This is a genomic window from Agrobacterium sp. 6Ca8 (genome assembly GCF_055382765.1).
This window is the reverse complement of sequence record NZ_AP026433.1, coordinates 2,335,115-2,354,940: the sequence shown is the minus strand read 5'-3', so window position 1 is coordinate 2,354,940 and position 19,826 is coordinate 2,335,115. Positions and strand designations below refer to the sequence as shown.

The 19,826-nt window shown below is 58.1% G+C and carries 18 protein-coding genes; 10 read left to right on the top strand and 8 right to left on the bottom strand.

All coding sequences use genetic code 11. From position 1 onward, the window contains the following. Nucleotides 1-7: 7 nt before the first annotated feature. Together ACZ5A6_RS11575 and ACZ5A6_RS11570 are read right to left on the bottom strand one after the other, a co-directional pair. Nucleotides 8-1,933 carry an autotransporter assembly complex protein TamA gene (locus ACZ5A6_RS11575; protein WP_019566066.1) on the bottom strand — a complete coding sequence of 642 codons (1,926 nt, stop codon included), beginning with the start codon at nucleotides 1,931-1,933 and terminating at the stop codon, nucleotides 8-10. Nucleotides 1,934-2,108: 175 nt separating this feature from the next. Next, complete coding sequence (locus ACZ5A6_RS11570) at nucleotides 2,109-2,360, bottom strand: YMGG-like glycine zipper-containing protein (RefSeq protein WP_003492347.1); 252 nt, start codon at nucleotides 2,358-2,360, stop codon at nucleotides 2,109-2,111. Nucleotides 2,361-2,731: 371 nt separating this feature from the next. Between ACZ5A6_RS11570 and hemA the strand changes: the two genes are divergently transcribed. Next, on the top strand, nucleotides 2,732-3,949 hold the full coding sequence (gene hemA, locus ACZ5A6_RS11565) for a 5-aminolevulinate synthase (RefSeq protein ID WP_003516756.1): 1,218 nt from the start codon (nucleotides 2,732-2,734) through the stop codon (nucleotides 3,947-3,949). A gap of 35 nt (nucleotides 3,950-3,984) precedes the next feature. On the opposite strand, the gene dxr is transcribed toward hemA, so the two are convergent. After that, nucleotides 3,985-5,178 carry a 1-deoxy-D-xylulose-5-phosphate reductoisomerase gene (dxr, locus tag ACZ5A6_RS11560; RefSeq protein WP_174060520.1) on the bottom strand — a complete coding sequence of 398 codons (1,194 nt, stop codon included), beginning with the start codon at nucleotides 5,176-5,178 and terminating at the stop codon, nucleotides 3,985-3,987. Nucleotides 5,179-5,341: 163 nt separating this feature from the next. Here dxr and ACZ5A6_RS11555 point away from each other — a divergent pair, with 163 nt between their 5' ends. Both ACZ5A6_RS11555 and ACZ5A6_RS11550 read left to right on the top strand, forming a co-directional pair. After that, nucleotides 5,342-6,043, top strand: a complete 702-nt coding sequence (locus ACZ5A6_RS11555) for a phosphatase PAP2 family protein (RefSeq protein WP_025594534.1) — start codon at nucleotides 5,342-5,344, stop codon at nucleotides 6,041-6,043. Nucleotides 6,044-6,069: 26 nt separating this feature from the next. Next, the gene (locus ACZ5A6_RS11550) at nucleotides 6,070-7,326 is read left to right on the top strand and encodes an FAD-dependent oxidoreductase (protein ID WP_174060519.1); all 1,257 of its coding nucleotides are present in this window, start codon (nucleotides 6,070-6,072) and stop codon (nucleotides 7,324-7,326) included. A gap of 6 nt (nucleotides 7,327-7,332) precedes the next feature. Here the strand turns inward: ACZ5A6_RS11550 and ACZ5A6_RS11545 are convergent, their stop codons facing one another. Genes ACZ5A6_RS11545 through ACZ5A6_RS11530 form a run of 4 tightly spaced genes read right to left on the bottom strand, consistent with a single transcriptional unit; the run spans nucleotide 7,333 to nucleotide 11,230 of the window. Then, a complete protein-coding gene (locus tag ACZ5A6_RS11545; RefSeq protein WP_065703396.1) occupies nucleotides 7,333-8,259 on the bottom strand; it encodes an ROK family protein in 927 nt (308 codons plus the stop codon). Between the two features lie 3 nt (nucleotides 8,260-8,262). Next, the gene (gene nagA, locus ACZ5A6_RS11540) at nucleotides 8,263-9,429 is read right to left on the bottom strand and encodes an N-acetylglucosamine-6-phosphate deacetylase (protein WP_174060518.1); all 1,167 of its coding nucleotides are present in this window, start codon (nucleotides 9,427-9,429) and stop codon (nucleotides 8,263-8,265) included. Beyond that, nucleotides 9,426-10,448 (bottom strand): SIS domain-containing protein, encoded by a 1,023-nt coding sequence (locus ACZ5A6_RS11535; RefSeq protein ID WP_003516766.1) that lies wholly within the window; start codon nucleotides 10,446-10,448, stop codon nucleotides 9,426-9,428. The genes nagA and ACZ5A6_RS11535 overlap by 4 nt, the downstream gene beginning before the upstream one ends. 26 nt (nucleotides 10,449-10,474) lie before the next feature. Next, nucleotides 10,475-11,230: a GntR family transcriptional regulator gene (locus ACZ5A6_RS11530; protein WP_003516768.1), complete on the bottom strand. Its 756-nt coding sequence runs from the start codon at nucleotides 11,228-11,230 to the stop codon at nucleotides 10,475-10,477. 439 nt (nucleotides 11,231-11,669) lie between these two features. Between ACZ5A6_RS11530 and ACZ5A6_RS11525 the strand changes: the two genes are divergently transcribed. The 5 genes from ACZ5A6_RS11525 (at nucleotide 11,670) to ACZ5A6_RS11505 (ending at nucleotide 17,173) form a co-directional block, all read left to right on the top strand. Beyond that, the gene (locus ACZ5A6_RS11525) at nucleotides 11,670-12,851 is read left to right on the top strand and encodes a Gfo/Idh/MocA family protein (RefSeq protein ID WP_003516769.1); all 1,182 of its coding nucleotides are present in this window, start codon (nucleotides 11,670-11,672) and stop codon (nucleotides 12,849-12,851) included. 12 nt (nucleotides 12,852-12,863) lie between these two features. Then, nucleotides 12,864-13,748 (top strand): carbohydrate ABC transporter permease, encoded by an 885-nt coding sequence (locus ACZ5A6_RS11520; RefSeq protein WP_003516771.1) that lies wholly within the window; start codon nucleotides 12,864-12,866, stop codon nucleotides 13,746-13,748. Then, nucleotides 13,745-14,602 (top strand): carbohydrate ABC transporter permease, encoded by an 858-nt coding sequence (locus ACZ5A6_RS11515; RefSeq protein WP_003516772.1) that lies wholly within the window; start codon nucleotides 13,745-13,747, stop codon nucleotides 14,600-14,602. The genes ACZ5A6_RS11520 and ACZ5A6_RS11515 overlap by 4 nt, the downstream gene beginning before the upstream one ends. Nucleotides 14,603-14,642: 40 nt before the next feature. Beyond that, nucleotides 14,643-15,875 carry an extracellular solute-binding protein gene (locus tag ACZ5A6_RS11510; protein ID WP_003516773.1) on the top strand — a complete coding sequence of 411 codons (1,233 nt, stop codon included), beginning with the start codon at nucleotides 14,643-14,645 and terminating at the stop codon, nucleotides 15,873-15,875. Nucleotides 15,876-16,060: 185 nt separating this feature from the next. Beyond that, nucleotides 16,061-17,173: an ABC transporter ATP-binding protein gene (locus ACZ5A6_RS11505; RefSeq protein ID WP_174060517.1), complete on the top strand. Its 1,113-nt coding sequence runs from the start codon at nucleotides 16,061-16,063 to the stop codon at nucleotides 17,171-17,173. A 146-nt stretch (nucleotides 17,174-17,319) separates the two neighbouring features. Here ACZ5A6_RS11505 and ACZ5A6_RS11500 read toward each other — a convergent pair whose 3' ends face one another. Beyond that, on the bottom strand, nucleotides 17,320-17,805 hold the full coding sequence (locus ACZ5A6_RS11500) for a hypothetical protein (protein WP_013636865.1): 486 nt from the start codon (nucleotides 17,803-17,805) through the stop codon (nucleotides 17,320-17,322). 243 nt (nucleotides 17,806-18,048) lie between these two features. Here ACZ5A6_RS11500 and ACZ5A6_RS11495 point away from each other — a divergent pair, with 243 nt between their 5' ends. Both ACZ5A6_RS11495 and ACZ5A6_RS11490 read left to right on the top strand, forming a co-directional pair. Continuing rightward, entirely contained in the window at nucleotides 18,049-18,912 is an 864-nt protein-coding gene (locus tag ACZ5A6_RS11495; RefSeq protein ID WP_003516783.1) for a MurR/RpiR family transcriptional regulator, read from the top strand. Nucleotides 18,913-19,028: 116 nt separating this feature from the next. Beyond that, nucleotides 19,029-19,811: an SDR family oxidoreductase gene (locus ACZ5A6_RS11490; protein WP_003516784.1), complete on the top strand. Its 783-nt coding sequence runs from the start codon at nucleotides 19,029-19,031 to the stop codon at nucleotides 19,809-19,811. Nucleotides 19,812-19,826 lie beyond the last annotated feature (15 nt).

Sequence of the window (19,826 nt, the reverse complement as noted above, 5' to 3'; positions counted from 1 at the left end):
GCGGCGTTTAAAAAGACTGGCCGATGCCAGCATAAATGCCGAAATTGTTGCCACCATCATATTTTTCAAGCGGCATGGCGACATCAAGACGCAAAGGCCCAAAGGGCGTTGCGTAACGCAAACCAATACCGGCGCCAGCCCGGATATCGGAGAAATCAGGGGTCACGCTGTCGGATACCACACCCGCATCGATGAAGGGCACGATTCCGATCGTATCGGTGACCTTGATACGGGCTTCGATGGAGCCAACCACGTAAGAGCGGCCGCCAGTTGCATCACCGGCTGCATTATAGGGCGATATTTCCTGGTAGCTATAGCCGCGGACGGATCCACCGCCGCCGGCATAAAAGCGCCTTGTGGTCGGTATGTCCTGCAGATTGCTGCCGCCGACGAGCACGCCGCCGGAAAGCTTTCCGGCCATGATCAAGCGATCTTCGGCGCCGAGTCCCTTATAACCCGAAATAGAGCCTTCAAAGGAGGAAAAGAAAGTGCCGTTCAGCGCTTCGTAGCTGGGCTTGGCGGCCACCGATGCACGAAAGCCTTCAGTGGGGTTGAGCTTGTCGTCGCGCGTATCGCGAACGAATTCCAGCGGTATGGAGGTGGTCAGATATTTGTTCTTGCCGAATGCGTCTTCGGTATCTGCCCACTGCACCTCGAGACCGGCGGCTGCGGTATCGGTGTCGTTCAGCTCATAACTGAAACCGGCGGCTCCAGTTATGGTCTTGGCCTCATAGGTATCGGGATGTTCGGTCTTGGCGATCAGGCTGGTCTTGAATGTGGTGCGCGGGTTGAACATGCCGGGCTTTGTGAAGGTGATGCCCGCCGAATAGTCCATGCCTTCAACGCTCGATGCTTCGGCGATGCGTGAAACCGAACCCTCGATCCGCAGCGATTCCGCCTGCCCGAACAGGTTCCTGTGGCCCCAATACCCCTGGAGGCCAATGCCTTCCGTGGTGGAATATTGTGCGCCGACGCCGAAATAACGGTGCTTGCCCTCTGACACCTCGATGGTGAGCGGAATGGAGCCATCGCGCGACAGCGTTCCTGCTTCCTTGATTGTCAGGCTGGAAAAGACGCCGAGCTGGCGTAGCCGGTCTGCGGCCTTGCGCAGTTTTTCCGGCGAGTAGGGTTCGCCGCCATTGAGGCGCGAATAACGGCGGATGAAGTCGCCGTCGACGGTTTTTTCGCCGGTGACGGTAACCGCGCCGAGGGGTGCCACGGGGCCACCTTCGGCAGCCATGGTAATATCGACCGTGTTCGTCGCGTGGTTTGCAACGGCCTCGCGTTTCGTCAGCTTCGCAAGCGGGCGGCCTTCGGCTTTCAGATCATCGATCAGCTTGTTGCCGGCGCGGATGATTGCCAGAGATCCGGCATCGCCGCCGGTGACGAGACCGTATTCTTCAAGGTTGCGGCCCGTCACATCGCCCTCGAGCCTGATATTGCCGAGCGTGAAGACCGGGCCGGGGGTGACGGTTATGACAACGGGCACCGGAGCGGAGTGATCGAACACCGGATTGGGTGGCAGATCGTCCACATCCTTGCCGGCGACCGTGACCTTGACGATGCCGCCATATCGGGCGTTTTCGTAAAGCGCTGCGATCAGCCTGTCCCTGTCATCACGCGCCTTGATCAGAAGGCCGAGATCGCCGGAGGCCGGTTTGTCCTTGTCGGCCAGAAGAAGCGAGCTGTTTTCCAGGCTGCCTTTGAGAGATTTGTCTGCATCGGCAGCATTCAGCGTCACGGCATATTTGACCGGATTTATAACTTCGATCTCCGGTTCTTCCGAACCCCAGAGACGCACGCCGAACAGCTTGAAAGCAAAAGCATCGCGAGTAAACGCCGGGTACAGGGCGAACGTAACGGCAACCGCAAGAGCGGTGCCAGCTTTCCGATACGCAATACCTGTCTTCGGGTTAGTCCGTGTTCTTCGCATAAGCTGCTTTATGGTTGAGCATTTATTATGGCTCTGACCCGTTTCCTGTCCGTTAACAGTGCAGTTTAATCATAAATAAACGGCGTTGAGGACCCTTCGGACTGTGTTTTGCCCGCCTTAACGCAAAAAGCCCCGGATGACCGGGGCTTCTGTGCAACGGTATCTCGTGCAGCTATTAACGGCAACGCGCCGTGTAACGCTGACCGTACTGGTCGCGATAATAGCAATAGCCCGGCTCGGAGGCATTGCCGATCAACGCGCCGCCAACGCCACCGATCGCCGCGCCCACTGCCGCGCCACGAACGTTGCCCGTGATAGCGCCGCCCAGGACCGCACCGGAAACGGCACCGATCGAAGCACCCTTTTCAGTCTGCGTGCAGCTTGCAAGCGACAGGCCGACCAGCGCAAATATGATTGCCTTTTTCATGAAACTCTCTCCAACGTTACAATGAGCTCTTCGGCTCGGTAGGCGTCCCATATTTATCTGCGGCGACTGCTACCTCCGACCGCCACAGATAACTAACAATTCGATACCGTTTAGGGAAGCCTCCTCTTTCAGGCGTTCTTCCGCGCGTAAATCGATTGCGTCCCAAACAACGGCGCCGTTTGAAAAAGGTTCCAAATTTCCGGGTTTTTTGATGTGAATCAATTTTGTACTTTTCATCGGCGTCTATAAACGGTTTATTGGAATGGTTCAAAACAACGGCGAATTGACGCAGACGTGGTTAAAGCAGCTCGCAAGGGTTGACGGTCCCGGTGTCGAGGCAGAAAACGATCTGGTCAATTCTGGAGCATGGCATGGACTTCGAGGCATTTTTTACGACGGAACTGCAGAGCCTGCATTCTGAGGGACGCTATCGCGTTTTTGCGGATATCGAACGCCAGCAGGGCAATTTTCCCCGCGCGACACGGTACAACGCCAATGGCGAGCGCAAGGACGTAACCGTCTGGTGTTCCAACGATTATCTGGGCATGGGCCAGAACCCCAAAGTCATCGAAGCCATGAAAGCCGCCATCGATCACTGTGGCGCGGGTGCGGGAGGCACCCGGAACATTTCTGGGACCAACCATCATCACGTCCTGCTGGAACAGGAACTTGCCGATCTGCACGGCAAGGAATCGGCGCTGATCTTCACGTCGGGTTACGTTTCCAACTGGGCGACACTCGGCACACTTGGCCAGAAAATTCCGGGCCTCATCATTTTCTCCGATGCGCTCAACCATGCCTCGATGATCGAAGGCATCCGTTACGGCCGTTGCGAGCGGGTGATCTGGAAACACAATGATCTCGAAGATCTCGAGGCGAAGCTCAAGGCAGCCGATCCAAGCGCGCCGAAGCTCATCGCCTTTGAATCCGTCTATTCGATGGATGGCGATATCGCCCCGATCAAGGAAATCTGCGATCTTGCCGATCGTTATGGCGCCATGACCTATCTCGACGAAGTCCATGCCGTTGGCATGTACGGACCGCGCGGCGGCGGCATTGCCGAGCGCGAAGGCCTGATGGATCGCCTGACGATCATCGAGGGAACGCTCGGCAAGGCTTTCGGCGTGATGGGCGGTTATATTGCCGGGTCCACGGCGGTCTGTGATTTTATCCGTTCTTTTGCCTCCGGTTTCATCTTCACGACGGCCCTGCCGCCGTCGCTTGCTGCCGGCGCAATCGCCTCGATCCAGCATTTGAAGGCAAGCCCCTTTGAGCGCGCCCGCCATCAGGACCGGGTACGCAAGCTGCGGGGGCTTCTGGATGCACGCGGCATTCCGCATATGGACAATCCCAGCCATATCGTACCGGTCATGGTGGGCGATGCCGCCAAGTGCAAATGGATTTCGGATATCCTGCTCGACAATCACGGCGTCTATGTCCAGCCGATCAATTATCCGACCGTGCCGCGCAAGACCGAGCGTCTGCGCATCACCCCGACACCGCTGCACACCGATGCCGACATCGAACAGTTGGTCGGCGCGTTGCACCAGCTCTGGTCGCATTGTGCGCTGGCGCGTGCCGTGGCTTAAGGCCGCAGTTCAAACAAGAGAAAATCTGGCCGCGTTTACGCGGCCTTTTCTTTGCTGGCGATCAGTTCCCGCGCGTGATTGCGGGCTTCCCCGTCCGCCGAAAATACGTCTTCGATGCTGTCGGCTGATCGGCCGTCATGCATGCGGTCCATGACCGTTTCGACGATTTCGGCCATATCGAGAAAACCGATGCCGCCTTCGACGAAGGCGTGAAAGGCGGTTTCTTCGGCGGCATTCAGGGCCGCGCCCTGCAAGCCTCCGCGCTCCAGCGCCGTGCGCGCCAGTCGGAGTGCTGGAAACCGGGTTTCATCAGGCGCTTCGAAATCGAGCCGCGCCAGCTTGGCAAAATCCAGGCGCTCGACATTGAGATTGCCGCGCTCAGGATAGGTGAGGGCATAAGAGATGGCGGTGCGCATATCGGGCGAGCCGAGCTGGGCGATATAGGAGCCATCCGTGTAACCCACCATCGAATGTATGATCGACTGCGGATGGACGATCACTTCGACCTGATCGGGCCTGAGATCGAAGAGATATTTCGCCTCGATCATTTCCAGCCCCTTATTGAACATCGAGGCGCTGCCGATCGATACCTTCAACCCCATCGACCAGTTGGGATGTGCGCGGGCGATATCTGCCGTGACATTGGCCATCTGCTCACGCGACCAGGTGCGAAAGGGTCCGCCGGATGCGGTGAGTACGATGCGCTCCACGGCCTGTTTGTGATCGCCCGTCAGGCACTGGAAGATCGCGCTATGTTCGCTATCGACCGGGATCAACCTGCCGCCGCCCTGTTTGACCGTGCGCAGGAAAACATCGCCTGCTGAAACGAGGCATTCCTTGTTGGCAAGCGCTATGTCTGCGCCGCGCCGTGCGGCTGTCAATGTCGGGGCAAGACCAGGTGTTCCGGCAATCGCTGCCATTACCCAGCCGGCCTCCATCGAGGCCGCTTCTTCGAGGCCGGATTTGCCTGCCGCAATCTCAATGCCGGTGCCGGCAAGGGTCGCTTTCAGCGCTTCGTATTTGCCATCCTCGGCGGTTACCGCGAGCTGCGCGCCGAATTCACGCGCCTGTTGCGCCAGAAGATCGATGTTCCCAGCGCCGGTGAGCGCCAAAACCTCGAATTGTCTGCGACCACCCAGCTGACGGACGACATCCAGTGTGTTCGTACCGATCGAACCCGTCGAACCCAATATCGTCAGCCTGCGTGGCATTTCACTGGTATCTGTCATCTTCCGTCCGTCGGTCGTTTCCGGTTGCCCGAAACCGATGCATAGTTTCTGGCGACATGCACTAGCCTCTACTCGTGAAAACCCGTCATAACAAGGACACAGCAGGGCTATTGTTTTTGCGGATGGCAAAGCCATATGCAAGAAAAACGATGAGAGAATATTGATGCGACGTTTTCTGGTTTCCAGCGGTTGGATTTTTGCGGCAAGCCTTGTGCTGGTTCTGGTCTTTATTCCTTTCGACCCACGCCTTTCGGAACATGCTCAAGCCCTGCCGGGAAGGATAGTTTCCTTCAATCGCTCCATTACCGATTTCGGTACGTTCAGCTGGATGCTCTATTCCACCGGCGCTCTTGCCATCCTTGCCTATGTCGGCGCGCGTGTCCTGCAGGCGCGGACCTATGCCGGCCGGCTGAGGACGGCATGGCGGCTTCTCGCTTACTTCTTCCTGACGATCGGAACGGCGAGCATATTGGTCCACACGCTGAAATTCCTGATCGGGCGGGCGCGGCCGGAGCTTTTTCTGGAAATGGGTGCCTATAGCCTCACGCCTTTTACCGGTGACAATCTTTATGAGAGCTTCCCGTCAGGCCATTCGACGGCTGCCGGAGCGTTTTTCGGCGTTTTCGCCATGCTGATGCCGCGCTTCCGCTGGGCGTTCCTGCTGCTTGCCCTTGTCATTGGTGTTTCGCGCGTCATCGTCGGCGCGCATTATCCAAGCGATGTGGCCGCCGGGCTGTTGCTTGGCATGTGGACGGCCATGGCCTTCGCCTTTATCTTTGCCCGGTCCGAAATGCTTTTCCGTTTCGATGCGCATGGTTGGCCACAGCCGAAAAATGCAAACCTGCCGGCGGCGGATGCACGATAGAGACGTTTAACGGACAGGGGGCGGTGATGGAAGAAGCGAAAGTCGTGCCGGAGAATGACGGCAGGGCCGTTCAGCACATCCGCACGTCCGTTGTCGTGGCCGGTGGCGGGCCGGCCGGCCTGATGCTCGGCCTTTTGCTTGCCCGCAGCGGTATAGACGTAACGGTTGTCGAGAAACATGGAGATTTTCTGCGCGATTTTCGCGGCGACACCATTCACCCCTCCACGCTTGAACTGATGGAGCAGTTGGGTTTCGCCGAGGAGTTCCTGAGCCTCCCGCATACGCGTGCGCCACGGCTGAACGCAGTCATCGGCGGCGAGCGTATCACGATCGCAGATTTTTCGCGGCTGCCGGTCCATCATCGTTTCATTGCCTTCATGCCGCAATGGGATTTTCTCAATTTTATCGTCGGCAAGGCCGGACAATATGAGAATTTTCGGCTGCTGATGAATGCGCCGGTAACCGGCCTGATCGAGCGCGACGGGCGTGTTGGTGGCCTCATGGTCAATACGCCGGAAGGCGCAATCGAGATCGCCGCTGATCTGGTGGTGGGCGCGGATGGCCGCAACTCCATCGTCCGCGAGGCGGCGAGGCTTGAAGTACAGCGCTTCGGCATCCCGACCGAGGTGCTTTGGATGCGCCTTTCGAGACAGCCGGGTGATCCGGCCGACACCATGGGCCATGCGGGTTCGCGGCAGGGTTTCGTGATGATCAACCGCGGTGACTACTGGCAATGCGGGTACGTGGTGCGCAAGGGCTTTTTCGCTGACATCAAGATTGAGGGACTTGAAGCCTTCAGGAACCGGGTTGCGGAAATCAGCCCTTTCCCGCGCGAGAGGCTCGACGAAGTTACGAGCTGGGATGACGTGCATCTGCTCACCGTCCGTATCGATCGGTTGAAGCGCTGGTGGAAGCCCGGCCTGATCTGCATCGGCGATGCGGCCCATGCCATGTCGCCCGTCGGCGGTGTCGGCATCAATCTTGCCATTCAGGATGCGGTTGCTGCGGCCAATGTTCTGGTGCCGGTATTCACATCCGGCCGGACCATTGCCGATGACGACCTTGCCGCCATAGAGAAACGGCGATCCTTTCCAACCAAGGCCACGCAATTCTTGCAGCGGATGATGCGTGTCGGTCGCAAGAAAGAGCAGACGGAAACGGCGGAAAAGCCGAAAGGCCCACCCGCCATCGTGCGGGCGATCATGCGGTTTCCACTTTTTGCCCATCTGACCGGCCGGCTGGTGGGGTTGGGCTTTCGTCGGGAAAAGATCGAGACGGTGTGACGCGGCTTAAGCCGCGTTCACGATTTCCTTCGCATATTTCAGCCCGATAACGGCGGAACCAATCAGCCCCGGCTCGATCCGGCAAATGGCGGGCACGACGAGCGGCCTGTCGAAGCGCCTGAGAATGCGGCCCCTGACGGCTTCGTCCAGAGCTGTCACGAGTTCCCTTGAATTCGAAAGCCCGCCGCCGACGGGCACGATGGTTGCGCCGGTGACATTGATCACCATCGCCAGCGGCGAGGCGAGAATATCAATGAGTACATCGATGGTTCTTGCGGCTTGCGCATCGCCTGCCTGCCAGGCGGCAATAATATCCTCACTGGTCATATCCTGCCCGTGAAGATGCAGATGCAGCTTTTCCATGCCGCGCGCGCTGCCGATCGCGTCGACACAGCCGGTGAGGCCGCAACCGCATTCGAATCGCGGCAGCGATACCGGTGGATTGCCGGCCAATGTCGCGGCCACTGGCCCATGTCCCCATTCGCCGGCAAAACCGCCGTCGCTGTTGATGAGCTTGCCGTCAATCACCAGCCCGCCGCCGACACCTGTTCCAAGGATAACGCCGAAGACGACGCGATGTCCTTGTCCGGAGCCGATTTCCGATTCGGCGATCACGAAACAATCCGCATCGTTCGAAACGATAACGGGAAGGTTCAGGGCTTTTTCCAGATCGTCTTTTAACGTTCTGCGGTGAATGCTGGGAATATTGGCGACTGTCGCCTTTCCCGTATCAAGATCGATGACGCCTGCGATCGACAGTGATACGCAGTCGGGTGTGCCGCCGCTGTTGTCGATGACGGATTTCAAGCCGGCAGCGAAGTCTTCAAAGCTGGTTTTGGGCGTTGGTATACGCGGTACGGGGCGAATATCGTCCGGGGCATGGGCAATCGCGCCCTTGATGGTCGTTCCGCCGATATCGAAACAAACGATCATGGTTCAGACTCCGGAACGTGTGGCATCGTAGATTTTTTCTCCGCCAATCCATGTTGAATGCATCTGGAGGTCTGGTGTCAGCATCACGAAATCAGCATCGAAACCGGGCAGGAGTTTTCCCTTGCCGGAGGCGCCGATTGCCTGCGCCGGATAGGCGGATGCCATTTGCAAAGCTTCTTCCAGCGGCATTTCCATCTTCTCACGCATGAAGCGGATGCAGGAGAGCATGTCTATATCCGCTCCCGCCAGCGTGCCGTCGGCCAATGTTAGCCGTCCACCGTTGCGATAGACGCGCCGGCCGTTCAGTTCAAAACCGTCATCATCCGTGCCGATGGTGGACATGGCGTCGGTGACAAGGAAGATGCGGGCCGGGCCATTCTTGGCGCGCAGCGCAATGCCGATTGCGGCCGGATCGACATGGAATCCGTCGGCTATAAGCCCGCAATGCAACTTGCCGTTCGAAAGTGCGGCCCCGACCAGCCCCGGCTCGCGGTGGCCAAGCGGGCTCATGGCATTGAAGAGATGCGTTACCATGGATGCGCCTGCATCAGCATAGGCCGTCGCAACATCGAGACCGGTGTCGGTATGGCCGAGGCTGACGACGATGCCGGCGTCGCTGAGTGCTGCAACCTGCTCGACAGTAACATTTTCCGGGGCAATGGTTGTCAGCACGAAGGGGAGTTCCGCCCTGCAGCCGGTCAGGACCGCGAGGTCGCCTGTCTCCATCTTACGGATCAACGCCGGATCATGCGTGCCCTTGCGCGCGACGGAAAGATGCGGCCCCTCGAAATGCAGGCCGAGGAAACCGGGCACATGCTCCTTGCCCGCGGCAATCCCCGCCTGCGCCGCCCTGAAAGTCACGTCCGACCGGTCGGTGATGAGCGTCACCATCAAAGCCGTCGTGCCGAACTGGGCGTGGGCGGAGCAGATGCGGGCAATGCCAGCCACATCCGGCTGGTTGTTGAACATGACGCCGCCACCGCCATTGACCTGAAGGTCGATGAAGCCCGGCGCGATCAATAGTCCATCTGTATCGATCACTTCGGCGTCGGCAGGCACGCTGTCCAGGACAGCGGCAACGCGCCCTTCGCGGATCAGGAGCACCTTGTCATCATGCCATTCGGCGCCATCGAAAATGCGGGCGCCGACAAATGCCTTTATGCCGCTCATTGGGTTTCAGTCACCTTCTTCAATGCCACGGGAGCATCCGGGTTGAAGCCTCTTGCGCGCGACAATTGCTCGATGAAGCCGTAAAACGGCGCGATAAGCAGCAATGCATCGGTCAGGGGATGGTTGGTTTCCACGAAGGGCAAGGGCTTGGCCGGGCTACCCTTGGCAGATGTGACGAAAACATTGGCGCCTTTATGGGCAAGGCTTGCGGCAATATCCGTAACGGAGGTCTCGGCGCGGTCGCGCGCGGCAAAGGCGATTACCGGAAATTTCGGTGCGACCAGCGAAACCGGGCCGTGCATGACTTCTGCCGACGAATAGGCTTCCGCGTGCAGCTCGCAGGTTTCCTTGCATTTCAGCGCGGCTTCCGCGGCAATCGCAAGGGCGGGGCCGCGGCCCAGCATATAAAGTGAATCCTCACCCTTCACAGCCTCGCCAATATGGCTCCAGTCAAGTGCGATCGCCTTGGCGAAATTCTGCGGCAGGGTGCTGACGGCCTTCGCGAGCAGGCTGTCTTCCGTCCATTCGGCAAGGATGGCCAGACCGGCGACAATGGAGTTGACGAAGGACTTGGTTGCGGCAACTGCCTTTTCCGGTCCCGCCTGGATGTCGATGGCGTGATTGGCTGCGTCTCCAAGGGGGGAGGGCAGGGTGTTCACGAGGGAGAAGGTAAGCGCTCCGCCCTTGCGGGCACTTTCCGCCAACGCGACGATGTCAGGGCTTTTGCCCGATTGCGATACGGCGAAGGCTGCCGCCCGTTCCAGCCGCAGTTTCGTCTGGTAGATCGAGGCGAGCGAAGGGCCGAGCGAGGCGACTGGAAGCCCCGTCTGTAACTCGATCGCATATTTCAGGAAATGCGCGGCGTGATCGGACGATCCGCGGGCAATGGTGACGATAACGGCCGGGTCACGGGCTTTCAGCTTGTCTCCGGCCTGCCGGAAGTCGGCACTGGTATTGTCCAGCAGACGGGCGACGGCATCGGGAATCTCGTTGATTTCCTGGCGCATCAGGGTTGTCATCGTTTTCTGTCCTTGGTCGATGTGTTTCAGTCGGAGGTCATCGTCAGTTCGGCGACGAGGTCGTAGGCGTCGCTGCGATAAAGGGCGCGCGATATTTCCATGAGGCGGCCGCTTTCGAGATAGGCCATGCGCTGGACGGAAAGTGCAGCAGACCCGGGGGGAACCCCAAGCAGCATCGTTTCCTCATCCGTAAGGTTGCGCGCGGAGATGCGCTGGATGGCGCGGACGGGGCGAATATCGCTTTTCGCAAGCTCCTGATAAAGCGAGTTTTCCACCAGCTGTGGGTCCGGCAGAATATCGCCCGGCAGGCTCGTGACTTCGAGCGCGATCGGCTGGTCGTTGGCAAGGCGCAGTCGCGTCAACCGGGCAACCATGGCGGATTGGGAAAGGCCGAGAGCCATCATCTCGTCACCGGTCGGGTAAAACAGGCCTCTTTCAAGCCAGCGCGTGCTCGCCACCATTCCCCGGCGGCGCATATCCTCTGTAAACGAGGTAAGCTTGGTCAACGGCTGCTGCATACGGGTGATGGGTTTGACGACAAAGGTGCCCGACCCATGCCTGCGGACGAGAAGTCCGTCGCGAACGAGATCGTCCACAGCCTTGCGCACCGTGACGCGGCTGACGCAGGCGCTTTCTGCAATGTCGCGCTCGGGCGGCAGGGCATCGCCATGTTTGAGGCGGCCGCCATTGATGGCGTCTTCAATCGTCTGACGCAGTTTCAGGTAAAGCGGGCCGCCGCCTCCCGATTGCAGGTCGTCCAGATTAAGCGCTGCCCCGTTCATCCATAACCTCTGTCACAATCGATGTGGCGAATTCCGGCTATACCATATGCGTCACAATCGGCAATACCAAAATAGAACCATTAGTGGATTTGTACGACTAATCGGTGGTTTTTTCGATCATTTGCCGAATAATAAGGCCTCATGCTTGAAATTTCCGCATTAACCAAAAAAAATTTCCGGCAATTGGAATTGCTATAGACGATTGGCATTTTTTTGGTATTGTTTTTGTATCAGTGGCTGACGGCGCTCTATCTTGCGCCTTTCTCCGCTGGGGAAATCGGTCTCCGGTCCTCACTAGAATTTGCGAGATCGAATTTAACTTGACCGTTATGAAAATTAATTTCATCGTGGCGGAAAATTATCGCAGATATCAGAATAACCAGCACAGAAATGGTTGCCTCTGCGAAAATGAATTACGAGTGAACAGGGAACAAAGTTCATGAAGGTGGGAATTATCGGACTCGGATTCCGTCTCGGTTATCTGGGCTACGTTTTTCACGAGATCGACAAGGATTTCGAGATCGTCGGTTATGTCGATCCTGCCCCGGCCGGTCTGCCGGGTCTTGAGGAAAAGGGCATTTCGGCTGGCAAGGCCTATGACAGCCCCGAGGCGCTGATTGCCGGCGAGACATTCGACCTTTTGATGATCGGCTCACCGAACCATATGCATCTGGAGCATATCCGCATCGGGCTTGAAGCCGGTTGCACCATTTTCTCGGAAAAACCCATCGTCGTCAGCATCGAGGAAAGCCTCGAACTCGCCCGGTTGCTCAACAAGCATGGACATGAGCGGCTGCTGGTCGGTCTGGTCCTGCGTTACTCGCCGCTTTACCGCGATCTGCGCGCCGCGCAGGCCGAAGGCAAGCTGGGTGACGTCGTATCCATCGAGGCTTCGGAACATATCCCGCCCTATCATGGCGCGTTCTTCATGCGCGACTGGCGGCGTTACGAGAACTATTCCGGCTCCTTCATGCTGGAAAAATGCTGCCACGACCTCGATCTCTACAATGGCGTGGTGGGTGCCCGGCCGCGTTTCGTGTCGAGCTTTGGCGGGCGCAAGAGCTTCACGCCTGCAAATGCTCCGCAAAATGACGGCATCAACGACATGGAAGTCTACCATCGCAAGCCGAGCGGCTGGATGGGTTCCGACAAGGTTTTCGACAGCGACGGCGATATCATCGACTACCAGACCGCGATCGTCGAATATGAAAACGGCGCATCGCTCGCCTTCCATACCAATCTGAACGTTCCCGACGATTTCCGCCGTTTCTGCGTCATCGGCGCCAAGGGCATGGCGGAGGGCGATTTCGTGCGCGGCTTCCTGAACGTGCACAATGCCCGCACCAACGAAAAGACCGTTGCCAAGACCTATTCGGCGGCAACCGTGCTCTCCCAGCATTATGGCGCGGATGAGCAGATGGCCGAGGACGTGATCAACCATGTCGTCAAGGGGACGCCCCTGCCGGTTTCCGCGCTCGATGCGATAGAGGCCGGTATTCTGGCGCTCGCCATGGACGAGGCGCGCCATGGCCGCAAGGTGGTCGATCTCAAGCCGGTGTGGGAGGAATATGATCTGGCACTCCACGGGCAGTTGAAGTCGCCCGCCGTGAAATCGGCTTAAGGGGGCGCTGCGATGGATGCGAAACGCAGCGCGGTCATCTTTGCCTGGCTTCTTCTTTTGCCGGCGCTTTTATACATCACTGTTATTGTTGCTTATCCGCTCGTCGATACCTTCATCCTGTCCTTCACGGACGCGTCGTTGAAAAAGACGACGAACTGGGTGGGTTTCATCAATTACGAGAAGATCTTCAACGAGACTTTCGCCGGGGTCATCACGCGGACCTTTATCTGGACGTTCTTTTCCGTCTCGATAAAGATGATCATCGGCACCTTCGGTGCGGTGTTGCTGAATTCGGCCGTTCCCGGTCGGGCCCTGTTTCGCATCCTGACGATGCCGCCATGGATCGTGCCGATGGCTATCGGCATCTTCATGTGGGGCTGGATGTATAACGGCCAGTTCGGCATGATTTCCGGTGTTCTACAGAATCTTGGCCTGGTGGACGGTCCAGTCGCCTTCCTCGCCTATGGCAGCACGGCTTTCTGGGCGACCATCATCACCGACGTATGGATCGGCGTGCCGATGGTGACGCTTTATCTGCTGGCGGCAATTCAGGCCATTCCGCAGGATCTTTACGAGGCAGCCTGGACCGACGGCGCCAGCCGCACCTACCGCTTCCGCCGCATCACGTTGCCGCTGATGCTGCCAGCCATGATTACCATGTCGATGATCTCGCTGATTTCGACCTTCAATTCCTTCGACATCATCTGGATCCTGACACAGGGCGGACCGACGGGCCAGACGACGACCATGATCATCGACACCTACAAGACGGCGATCGGTTCCTACAAATACGGTGAGGGCGCGGCGCGTGCAGTGCTGATCTGCATCTTCCTGTCCATATTCACCTACTTCTACTTCCGCATCACCAGCCGTATCTCGCAGGAGACCAGCCGATGACCGACAAAAATGCGATGATCAACCGTTACAGATGGTATGAGATCGTCGGGATTTATTGCGGCATCGCCGTATTCCTGACCTTCGTGCTGGCGCCGTTTGTCGAAGGGTTTCTGGTTTCGCTGAAACCGCTCAGCCTGCTTTTTTCGTCACCGTATAAGTTTTGGCCGGAAAACGGCTCCTTCGAAGCTTATCGGACCATGTGGGTCAGCGTTCCCGGCTTTGCCCGCTACGTCTTCAACTCCTTCTTCATCTCGACGATATCGACGATCATCGTTCTGCTTCTGGTGGTGCCGGCGTCCTATGCTTTCGCGCGGTTCCAGTTTCGCGGTCGCGGGCAATTGCTCGGCGCGTTTCTGGCGATCAACATGTTCTCCGGTGCTGTGCTTCTGATCCCGCTTTACCGGCTGATGCGCAATATGGGCGTGCTGAACACCTATCTGGCGATGATCATTCCCGGCGCCGCCTTTTTGATCCCCACTGCCATCTGGCTTTTGCGAACCTACATGCTGCGCATTCCGCGCGAACTGGAAGAGGCGGCCTATGTCGACGGCGCGAGCTATTTCTATACCTTCCGCCGGGTGATCCTGCCGCTTGCGATGCCTGGCATCGCCGTCGTGTCCATCACCACCTTCATCGGTGCTTATGCGCAGCAGTTCATCTTCGCGCTCACCTTCAATTCCAAGACCGAATATATGCCGCTGCCCATCGGCCTGTTTGCCTATTTCGGTCGTCAGGAAGTCGTCTGGAATGAGTTGATGGCGGCCAGTTTCGTCGGCATTGCGCCGGCCATGGTCGTCATCTTCTTCATGCAACGCTATCTCGTCAGCGGGCTTACCGCAGGCGCGGTGAAATAATCAACAATAGGAACGACCACCAGAAAACGGGAGACTATCTATGGCACTGAAACATTACGGATTGGCGCTTTGCGCCTTCGCATTTGCCGGTTCCACTGCCCTTGGCACGGTGGCGGCACACGCCGCCGACAAGGAGATCAGCTGGATCTATTGCGGCGACAAGATGGACCCCATCCATGAAAAATACATCAAGGAATGGGAAGGCAAGAATGCCGGCTGGAAGGTCGTTCCTGAAGTCGTCGGCTGGGCGCAGTGCCAGGACAAGGCGACGACTCTCGCAGCCGCCGGCACTCCGGTCGCCATGGCCTATGTCGGTTCGCGCACGCTGAAGCAGTTCGCACAGAACGACCTCATCGTTCCGGTGCCGATGACCGAAGACGAAAAGAAGACCTATTATCCTAACATCGTCGACACGGTTACCTTCGAGGATACGCAGTGGGGCGTGCCTGTCGCCTTCTCGACCAAGGCGCTCTATTGGAACAAGGACCTCTTCAAGCAGGCCGGTCTCGATCCGGAAGTGCCGCCGAAGACCTGGGCTGAAGAGATCGCCTTTGCCAAGCAGATCAAGGAAAAGACCGGCGTCGCCGGTTATGGCCTGCCCGCAAAGACCTTCGACAACACCATGCACCAGTTCATGCACTGGGTTTACACCAATAACGGCAAGGTCATCGACGGCGACAAGATCACCGTCGACAGCCCACAGGTTCTTGCAGCTCTGAAGGCCTACAAGGACATCACGCCTTACTCCGTCGAAGGTCCGACGGCCTACGAGCAGAACGAAATCCGCGCCATCTTCCTCGATGGCAAGGTTGGCATGATCCAGGCGGGATCGGGTGCCGCAACCCGCCTGCAGGAAACCAAGATCAACTGGGGTATCGCAACCCTGCCGCTCGGCCCTGAAGCCAAGGGTCCCGGCACGCTGCTCATCACCGACAGCCTCGCGATCTTCAAGGGAACCGGTGTCGAAGAAAAGGCGACCGAATTCGCCAAGTTCATCACTTCTCCCGGCCCGCAGGGCGAATACGAACTGCAGGGCGGCGCTGGCCTGACCCCGCTTCGTCCGTCGCCGAAGGTTGATGAGTTCATCGCCAAGGACCCCTTCTGGAAGCCGCTGATCGACGGTATCGCCTATGGCGGTCCCGAGCCGCTCTTCACTGACTACAAGGGCTTCCAGGACACGATGATTGAGATGGTGCAGTCTGTCGTTACCGGCAAGGCGACACCGGAAGATGCCGCAAAGAAGGCCTCTGCCGCTCTCGAGCAGTACAAGTAATCCACTTTTATACGGTTGCGGGCGCAGGTCGCCCGCAACCTCATAATTCGTTGCGAGAATACCCGCCGCTATGACGGCAGGAGCTTCTCGTGTGTTTTAACGGTTCCGATAAGGCGCGATTTTTCCGTGTCGCGGAACGTCTCTGAACGCAGCCTGATGTCGGCTGGTGACGGGAGAGGCAAGTTTTGGGTCAGCTTTATCTCAACAACGTCCGCAAGAACTATGGACATTTCGAAGTCATCAAGGGCGTTCAGCTCGACATCAGGGATGGCGAGTTCGTCGTTTTTGTCGGTCCCTCGGGATGCGGTAAATCCACATTGCTGCGCATGATCGCCGGCCTTGAGGATATTTCCGCCGGCGACATCGTCATCAACGGCGTGAAGGTCAATGACTTGCCGCCGGTTAGACGCGGCATCGCCATGGTGTTCCAGTCCTATGCGCTCTATCCGCATATGACGGTTTTTGAAAACATCGCTTTTCCCCTCCGTGTCGAAAAGATGGAAGAGGGCAAGATCAAGGAAAAGGTCGAGGCCGTCGCGAAGATCCTGCAACTCGACCAGCGCCTGCAGCAGCGTCCCGGCATGTTGTCCGGCGGCCAGCGCCAGCGTGTAGCGATCGGCCGCGCCATCGTTCGCGAGCCGAAGATCTTCCTGTTCGACGAGCCGCTTTCCAACCTTGACGCCGCACTTCGCGCCGACATGCGTATCGAGCTCACCAATCTGCATCGGACGCTGAAGGCGACGATGATCTACGTGACGCATGACCAGGTGGAAGCCATGACCATGGCCGACCGCATCGTGGTGCTGAATGCGGGCGAAATCTCCCAGGTCGGGGCGCCGCTGGAACTTTACCACAAGCCCGCAAACCTGTTCGTCGCCGGTTTCATCGGCAATCCGAAAATGAATTTCCTGAAGGTCACCTGCAAATCCGTCAGCGCCGATGGTGTGACCGTGGAGTATGAGGGCCAGACAATCACCGTGTCGGTGGAGCCGCGCGCCGGTCTTGAAGGCACGCAACTGACGCTCGGCATTCGCCCGGAACACACCGGTCTCGAAACGGCCGACCTGAATATCAAGGTCGCGCCCAGCGTTATCGAGCGGCTGGGTGTGAATACGATCGCTTATGGCGTCGCGCCCACGGGTGAAAATTATTGCGCGCTTCTTTCCGGTTCTGCGCCTGTTGTCGTCGATGAAACCATCGTCACCGGTATCAAGGCGTCGGATTGCCATCTGTTTGATGAAAGCGGCACATCGCTCGAACGGCGTGTCGATCTTTCTGTCCTCAAACTGATACAATAAAGGGCGGGAACCGGGCCATGAAATCTGTCTCGCCATGCCCGGTTTTCTGCGACGCTATCGGTTTTCAGCGGTCTTCGTCTTCCAGACGAAAAAGCAACGCCGGGCTTTCGGCCCGGCGTTCAAAACCGTCTCGCAGGTCCGCTGGATCACGGCATGGGATTGGGCATGTATCCGGTGAAACCGCTGATTTTCCAGCGGCCCTCATGCAGTCGGCAATAATAGAGCGTCTGCCATTTCATGACGTCGAAGCTGCCGTCGGCCTTGCGAAGCCCACCGTCGAACTTCTTGCGAACCAGCGCGGTCTCACCTTCCACTTCGATTTCTTCCAGCGTGGTGGTGGTGAAGATCGCATTGCGCGGGTCTTCAGCGAATTGCTGGGTCTGGAAATCCTGCGCTTGTCGCAGCCATTCGTCGCGATAGGCGTCAAGCGAGGGGAAGGACAGGCGCCAGTTGTCCGGGTTTGCATCCCGGTTGGCGTTGATGCCGAGAAAGCCGTCCTTTACGAAATCATCCGCGACTTTCGACCAGTCGGCAGTGAGGAAGGCGTCGATATCCCGCGTTACCAGCATGTCCCAGATGGAGTGGCGGGCGACGTCTGTTTCGGGAAAAGGGTTTTTGAATGGGTCGCGCATGATTCAGGTCCGTTGTTGAAATTATTTTCAAGATTTGGATATTTCTCTGGCGAAGATTGTTGGCATATGCTCATCTCGCAATCAACAGAGAAAATAATTTTCAAATCAAAGGTGTCCGGCGTGTCGTCAACGGGGCGAAACATGGTCGATTCAGGGGTGTGTACGGTTGACGTGCGTCTCGGATTAGGGTGCATCGGAAACGGGGCCAAGCCTTAAGTTTTGGCGGAACGGAGACCGGTGAGCATGGATATTTTCGCAAAGATTCAAGACGACAGGGGACAGTTCTCGCAATCGGAGCGGCGGATCGCCGATATCCTGGTTTCGGACTTCGAGTTTGCGGTCAATGCATCGATCATCGAGCTTGCCGCCCGCGCCGAGGTTTCCCCGCCAACTGTGACGCGGTTCTGCCGCCGTCTGGGTTGCCAGAGCTTTTCGGATTTCAAGGTCAGCCTTGCCAAGACCGCTTATGTCGGCATCCGCTACCTCACCTCGGAACCGACAAGCACGGGCCCGTCGGACGTCGCCGAGGAAGTGCTTGCCAAGGCGCAGGAGGCGCTTTTCCTGCTGCACAAGACGCTCGATCCCGCCCTGGCCGACGAAGCGGCCGTCCGGATTGCCAATAGCGGCATGATCTACGCGTTTGGAGCCGGTGGTAATTCCTCGATGATCGCCTCGGAAATTCAGAACCGGCTGTTTCGCCTTGGCCTGCGCGTTTCGACCAGCGCCGATCACAGCATGCAATTGATGATGACTGCCGCTGCGCGGAAGGAAGACGTCATCATCGGATCCTCTTTTTCCGGCCGCAACATGGAGTTGGTGAAGTGCTTCAGGCTGGCGCGGGAAATGGGGGTTACCACCATCGCGCTGACCCAGAGCGATACGCCCGTCGCCTTGGCCGCCGATATGGTGGTGGCCGTCAACGTGCCTGAGGGAAACAATATCTTCCGCCCAACATCATCGCGTTATGCCTATCTGGCGGCGGTTGATGTTCTGGCGACGCTAGCTGCCTATCACCACCGGCAGCGGTCGATGGTGACCCTGCGGCACATCAAGCAGCAGCTTGTGGAGCATCGTGATCCGGACGACCGGCAATTGCTGGGTGACTAGAGCATTTCCAGTGAGCCCGCGTAGCGGTTTCACGCCCGGAAAATGCATAAAAACAAAGATGTAGAGCGGCTTGACCTCAAAACCCGCTCTGGAAAGCTTCGAAGGAGTAGCATGAGATGCAGGACAGGAAAGACCAGGTCGCCGTCGTAACGGGCGCGGCGGGCGACATCGGCCGGGCAATTGCCGCGGCGCTTTCTGAAAGCCACGCGAAGGTGGTGTTGGTCGATATCGATCCCGACGCCCTTTCCAATGCGCTTTCCCTGCTTTCCGGTTCCGCCTTCGTTTCGAAAACCTGCGACGTCACCGATCCGCAGGATCTTGCAAGGCTGGCCTTGGAGGTTGCGGAGCTGGGTGATGTCGCGACCCTCGTCAACAATGCCGGTGCTGCAAGGGCCGTCAGCCTGCACGACACGACCGCAGAGATATGGCGCAAGGACAATGCCCTTAACTTGGAAGCACCGTTTCTCTGCTTCAGGGCTTTCGAGGACGCGCTTAAGCGCACGCAAGGGTCTGTCATCAATATCACCTCCGTCAACGGCATGGCTGTGTTCGGCCATCCCGCCTATAGCGCGGCAAAGGCAGGCTTGATCCATCTGACGAAGCTGATCGCTGTCGAATACGGAAAATTCGGCATCCGTTCCAATGCTGTTGCTCCAGGAACCGTGCGCACGCAGGCTTGGGAAGCGCGGGCGGCAGTCAATCCTCAGGTCTTCGAGGAAGCGAAGCACTGGTATCCGTTGCAGCGCATCGTGAGGCCTGAGGATGTCGCCAACGCAGTCGCTTTTCTAGCAGGGCCACAGGCAGCGGCCATCAGCGGCGTGTGCCTGCCGGTGGATTGCGGCCTGACGGCAGGGCAGGCGCCGCTCGCCCGCACTTTCTCACAATCCGAACACTACTGACCGAAGTCCTCTCGG

What these genes read in the sequence shown, in the direction of transcription:
- ACZ5A6_RS11575 (WP_019566066.1), bottom strand. Translation starts at nt 1,933, where the DNA reads ATGCGAAGAACACGGACTAACCCGAAGACAGGTATTGCGTATCGGAAA.
- ACZ5A6_RS11570 (WP_003492347.1), bottom strand. Translation starts at nt 2,360, where the DNA reads ATGAAAAAGGCAATCATATTTGCGCTGGTCGGCCTGTCGCTTGCAAGC.
- hemA (WP_003516756.1), top strand. Translation starts at nt 2,732, where the DNA reads ATGGACTTCGAGGCATTTTTTACGACGGAACTGCAGAGCCTGCATTCT.
- dxr (WP_174060520.1), bottom strand. Translation starts at nt 5,178, where the DNA reads ATGACAGATACCAGTGAAATGCCACGCAGGCTGACGATATTGGGTTCG.
- ACZ5A6_RS11555 (WP_025594534.1), top strand. Translation starts at nt 5,342, where the DNA reads ATGCGACGTTTTCTGGTTTCCAGCGGTTGGATTTTTGCGGCAAGCCTT.
- ACZ5A6_RS11550 (WP_174060519.1), top strand. Translation starts at nt 6,070, where the DNA reads ATGGAAGAAGCGAAAGTCGTGCCGGAGAATGACGGCAGGGCCGTTCAG.
- ACZ5A6_RS11545 (WP_065703396.1), bottom strand. Translation starts at nt 8,259, where the DNA reads ATGATCGTTTGTTTCGATATCGGCGGAACGACCATCAAGGGCGCGATT.
- nagA (WP_174060518.1), bottom strand. Translation starts at nt 9,429, where the DNA reads ATGAGCGGCATAAAGGCATTTGTCGGCGCCCGCATTTTCGATGGCGCC.
- ACZ5A6_RS11535 (WP_003516766.1), bottom strand. Translation starts at nt 10,448, where the DNA reads ATGACAACCCTGATGCGCCAGGAAATCAACGAGATTCCCGATGCCGTC.
- ACZ5A6_RS11530 (WP_003516768.1), bottom strand. Translation starts at nt 11,230, where the DNA reads ATGAACGGGGCAGCGCTTAATCTGGACGACCTGCAATCGGGAGGCGGC.
- ACZ5A6_RS11525 (WP_003516769.1), top strand. Translation starts at nt 11,670, where the DNA reads ATGAAGGTGGGAATTATCGGACTCGGATTCCGTCTCGGTTATCTGGGC.
- ACZ5A6_RS11520 (WP_003516771.1), top strand. Translation starts at nt 12,864, where the DNA reads ATGGATGCGAAACGCAGCGCGGTCATCTTTGCCTGGCTTCTTCTTTTG.
- ACZ5A6_RS11515 (WP_003516772.1), top strand. Translation starts at nt 13,745, where the DNA reads ATGACCGACAAAAATGCGATGATCAACCGTTACAGATGGTATGAGATC.
- ACZ5A6_RS11510 (WP_003516773.1), top strand. Translation starts at nt 14,643, where the DNA reads ATGGCACTGAAACATTACGGATTGGCGCTTTGCGCCTTCGCATTTGCC.
- ACZ5A6_RS11500 (WP_013636865.1), bottom strand. Translation starts at nt 17,805, where the DNA reads ATGCGCGACCCATTCAAAAACCCTTTTCCCGAAACAGACGTCGCCCGC.
- ACZ5A6_RS11495 (WP_003516783.1), top strand. Translation starts at nt 18,049, where the DNA reads ATGGATATTTTCGCAAAGATTCAAGACGACAGGGGACAGTTCTCGCAA.
- ACZ5A6_RS11490 (WP_003516784.1), top strand. Translation starts at nt 19,029, where the DNA reads ATGCAGGACAGGAAAGACCAGGTCGCCGTCGTAACGGGCGCGGCGGGC.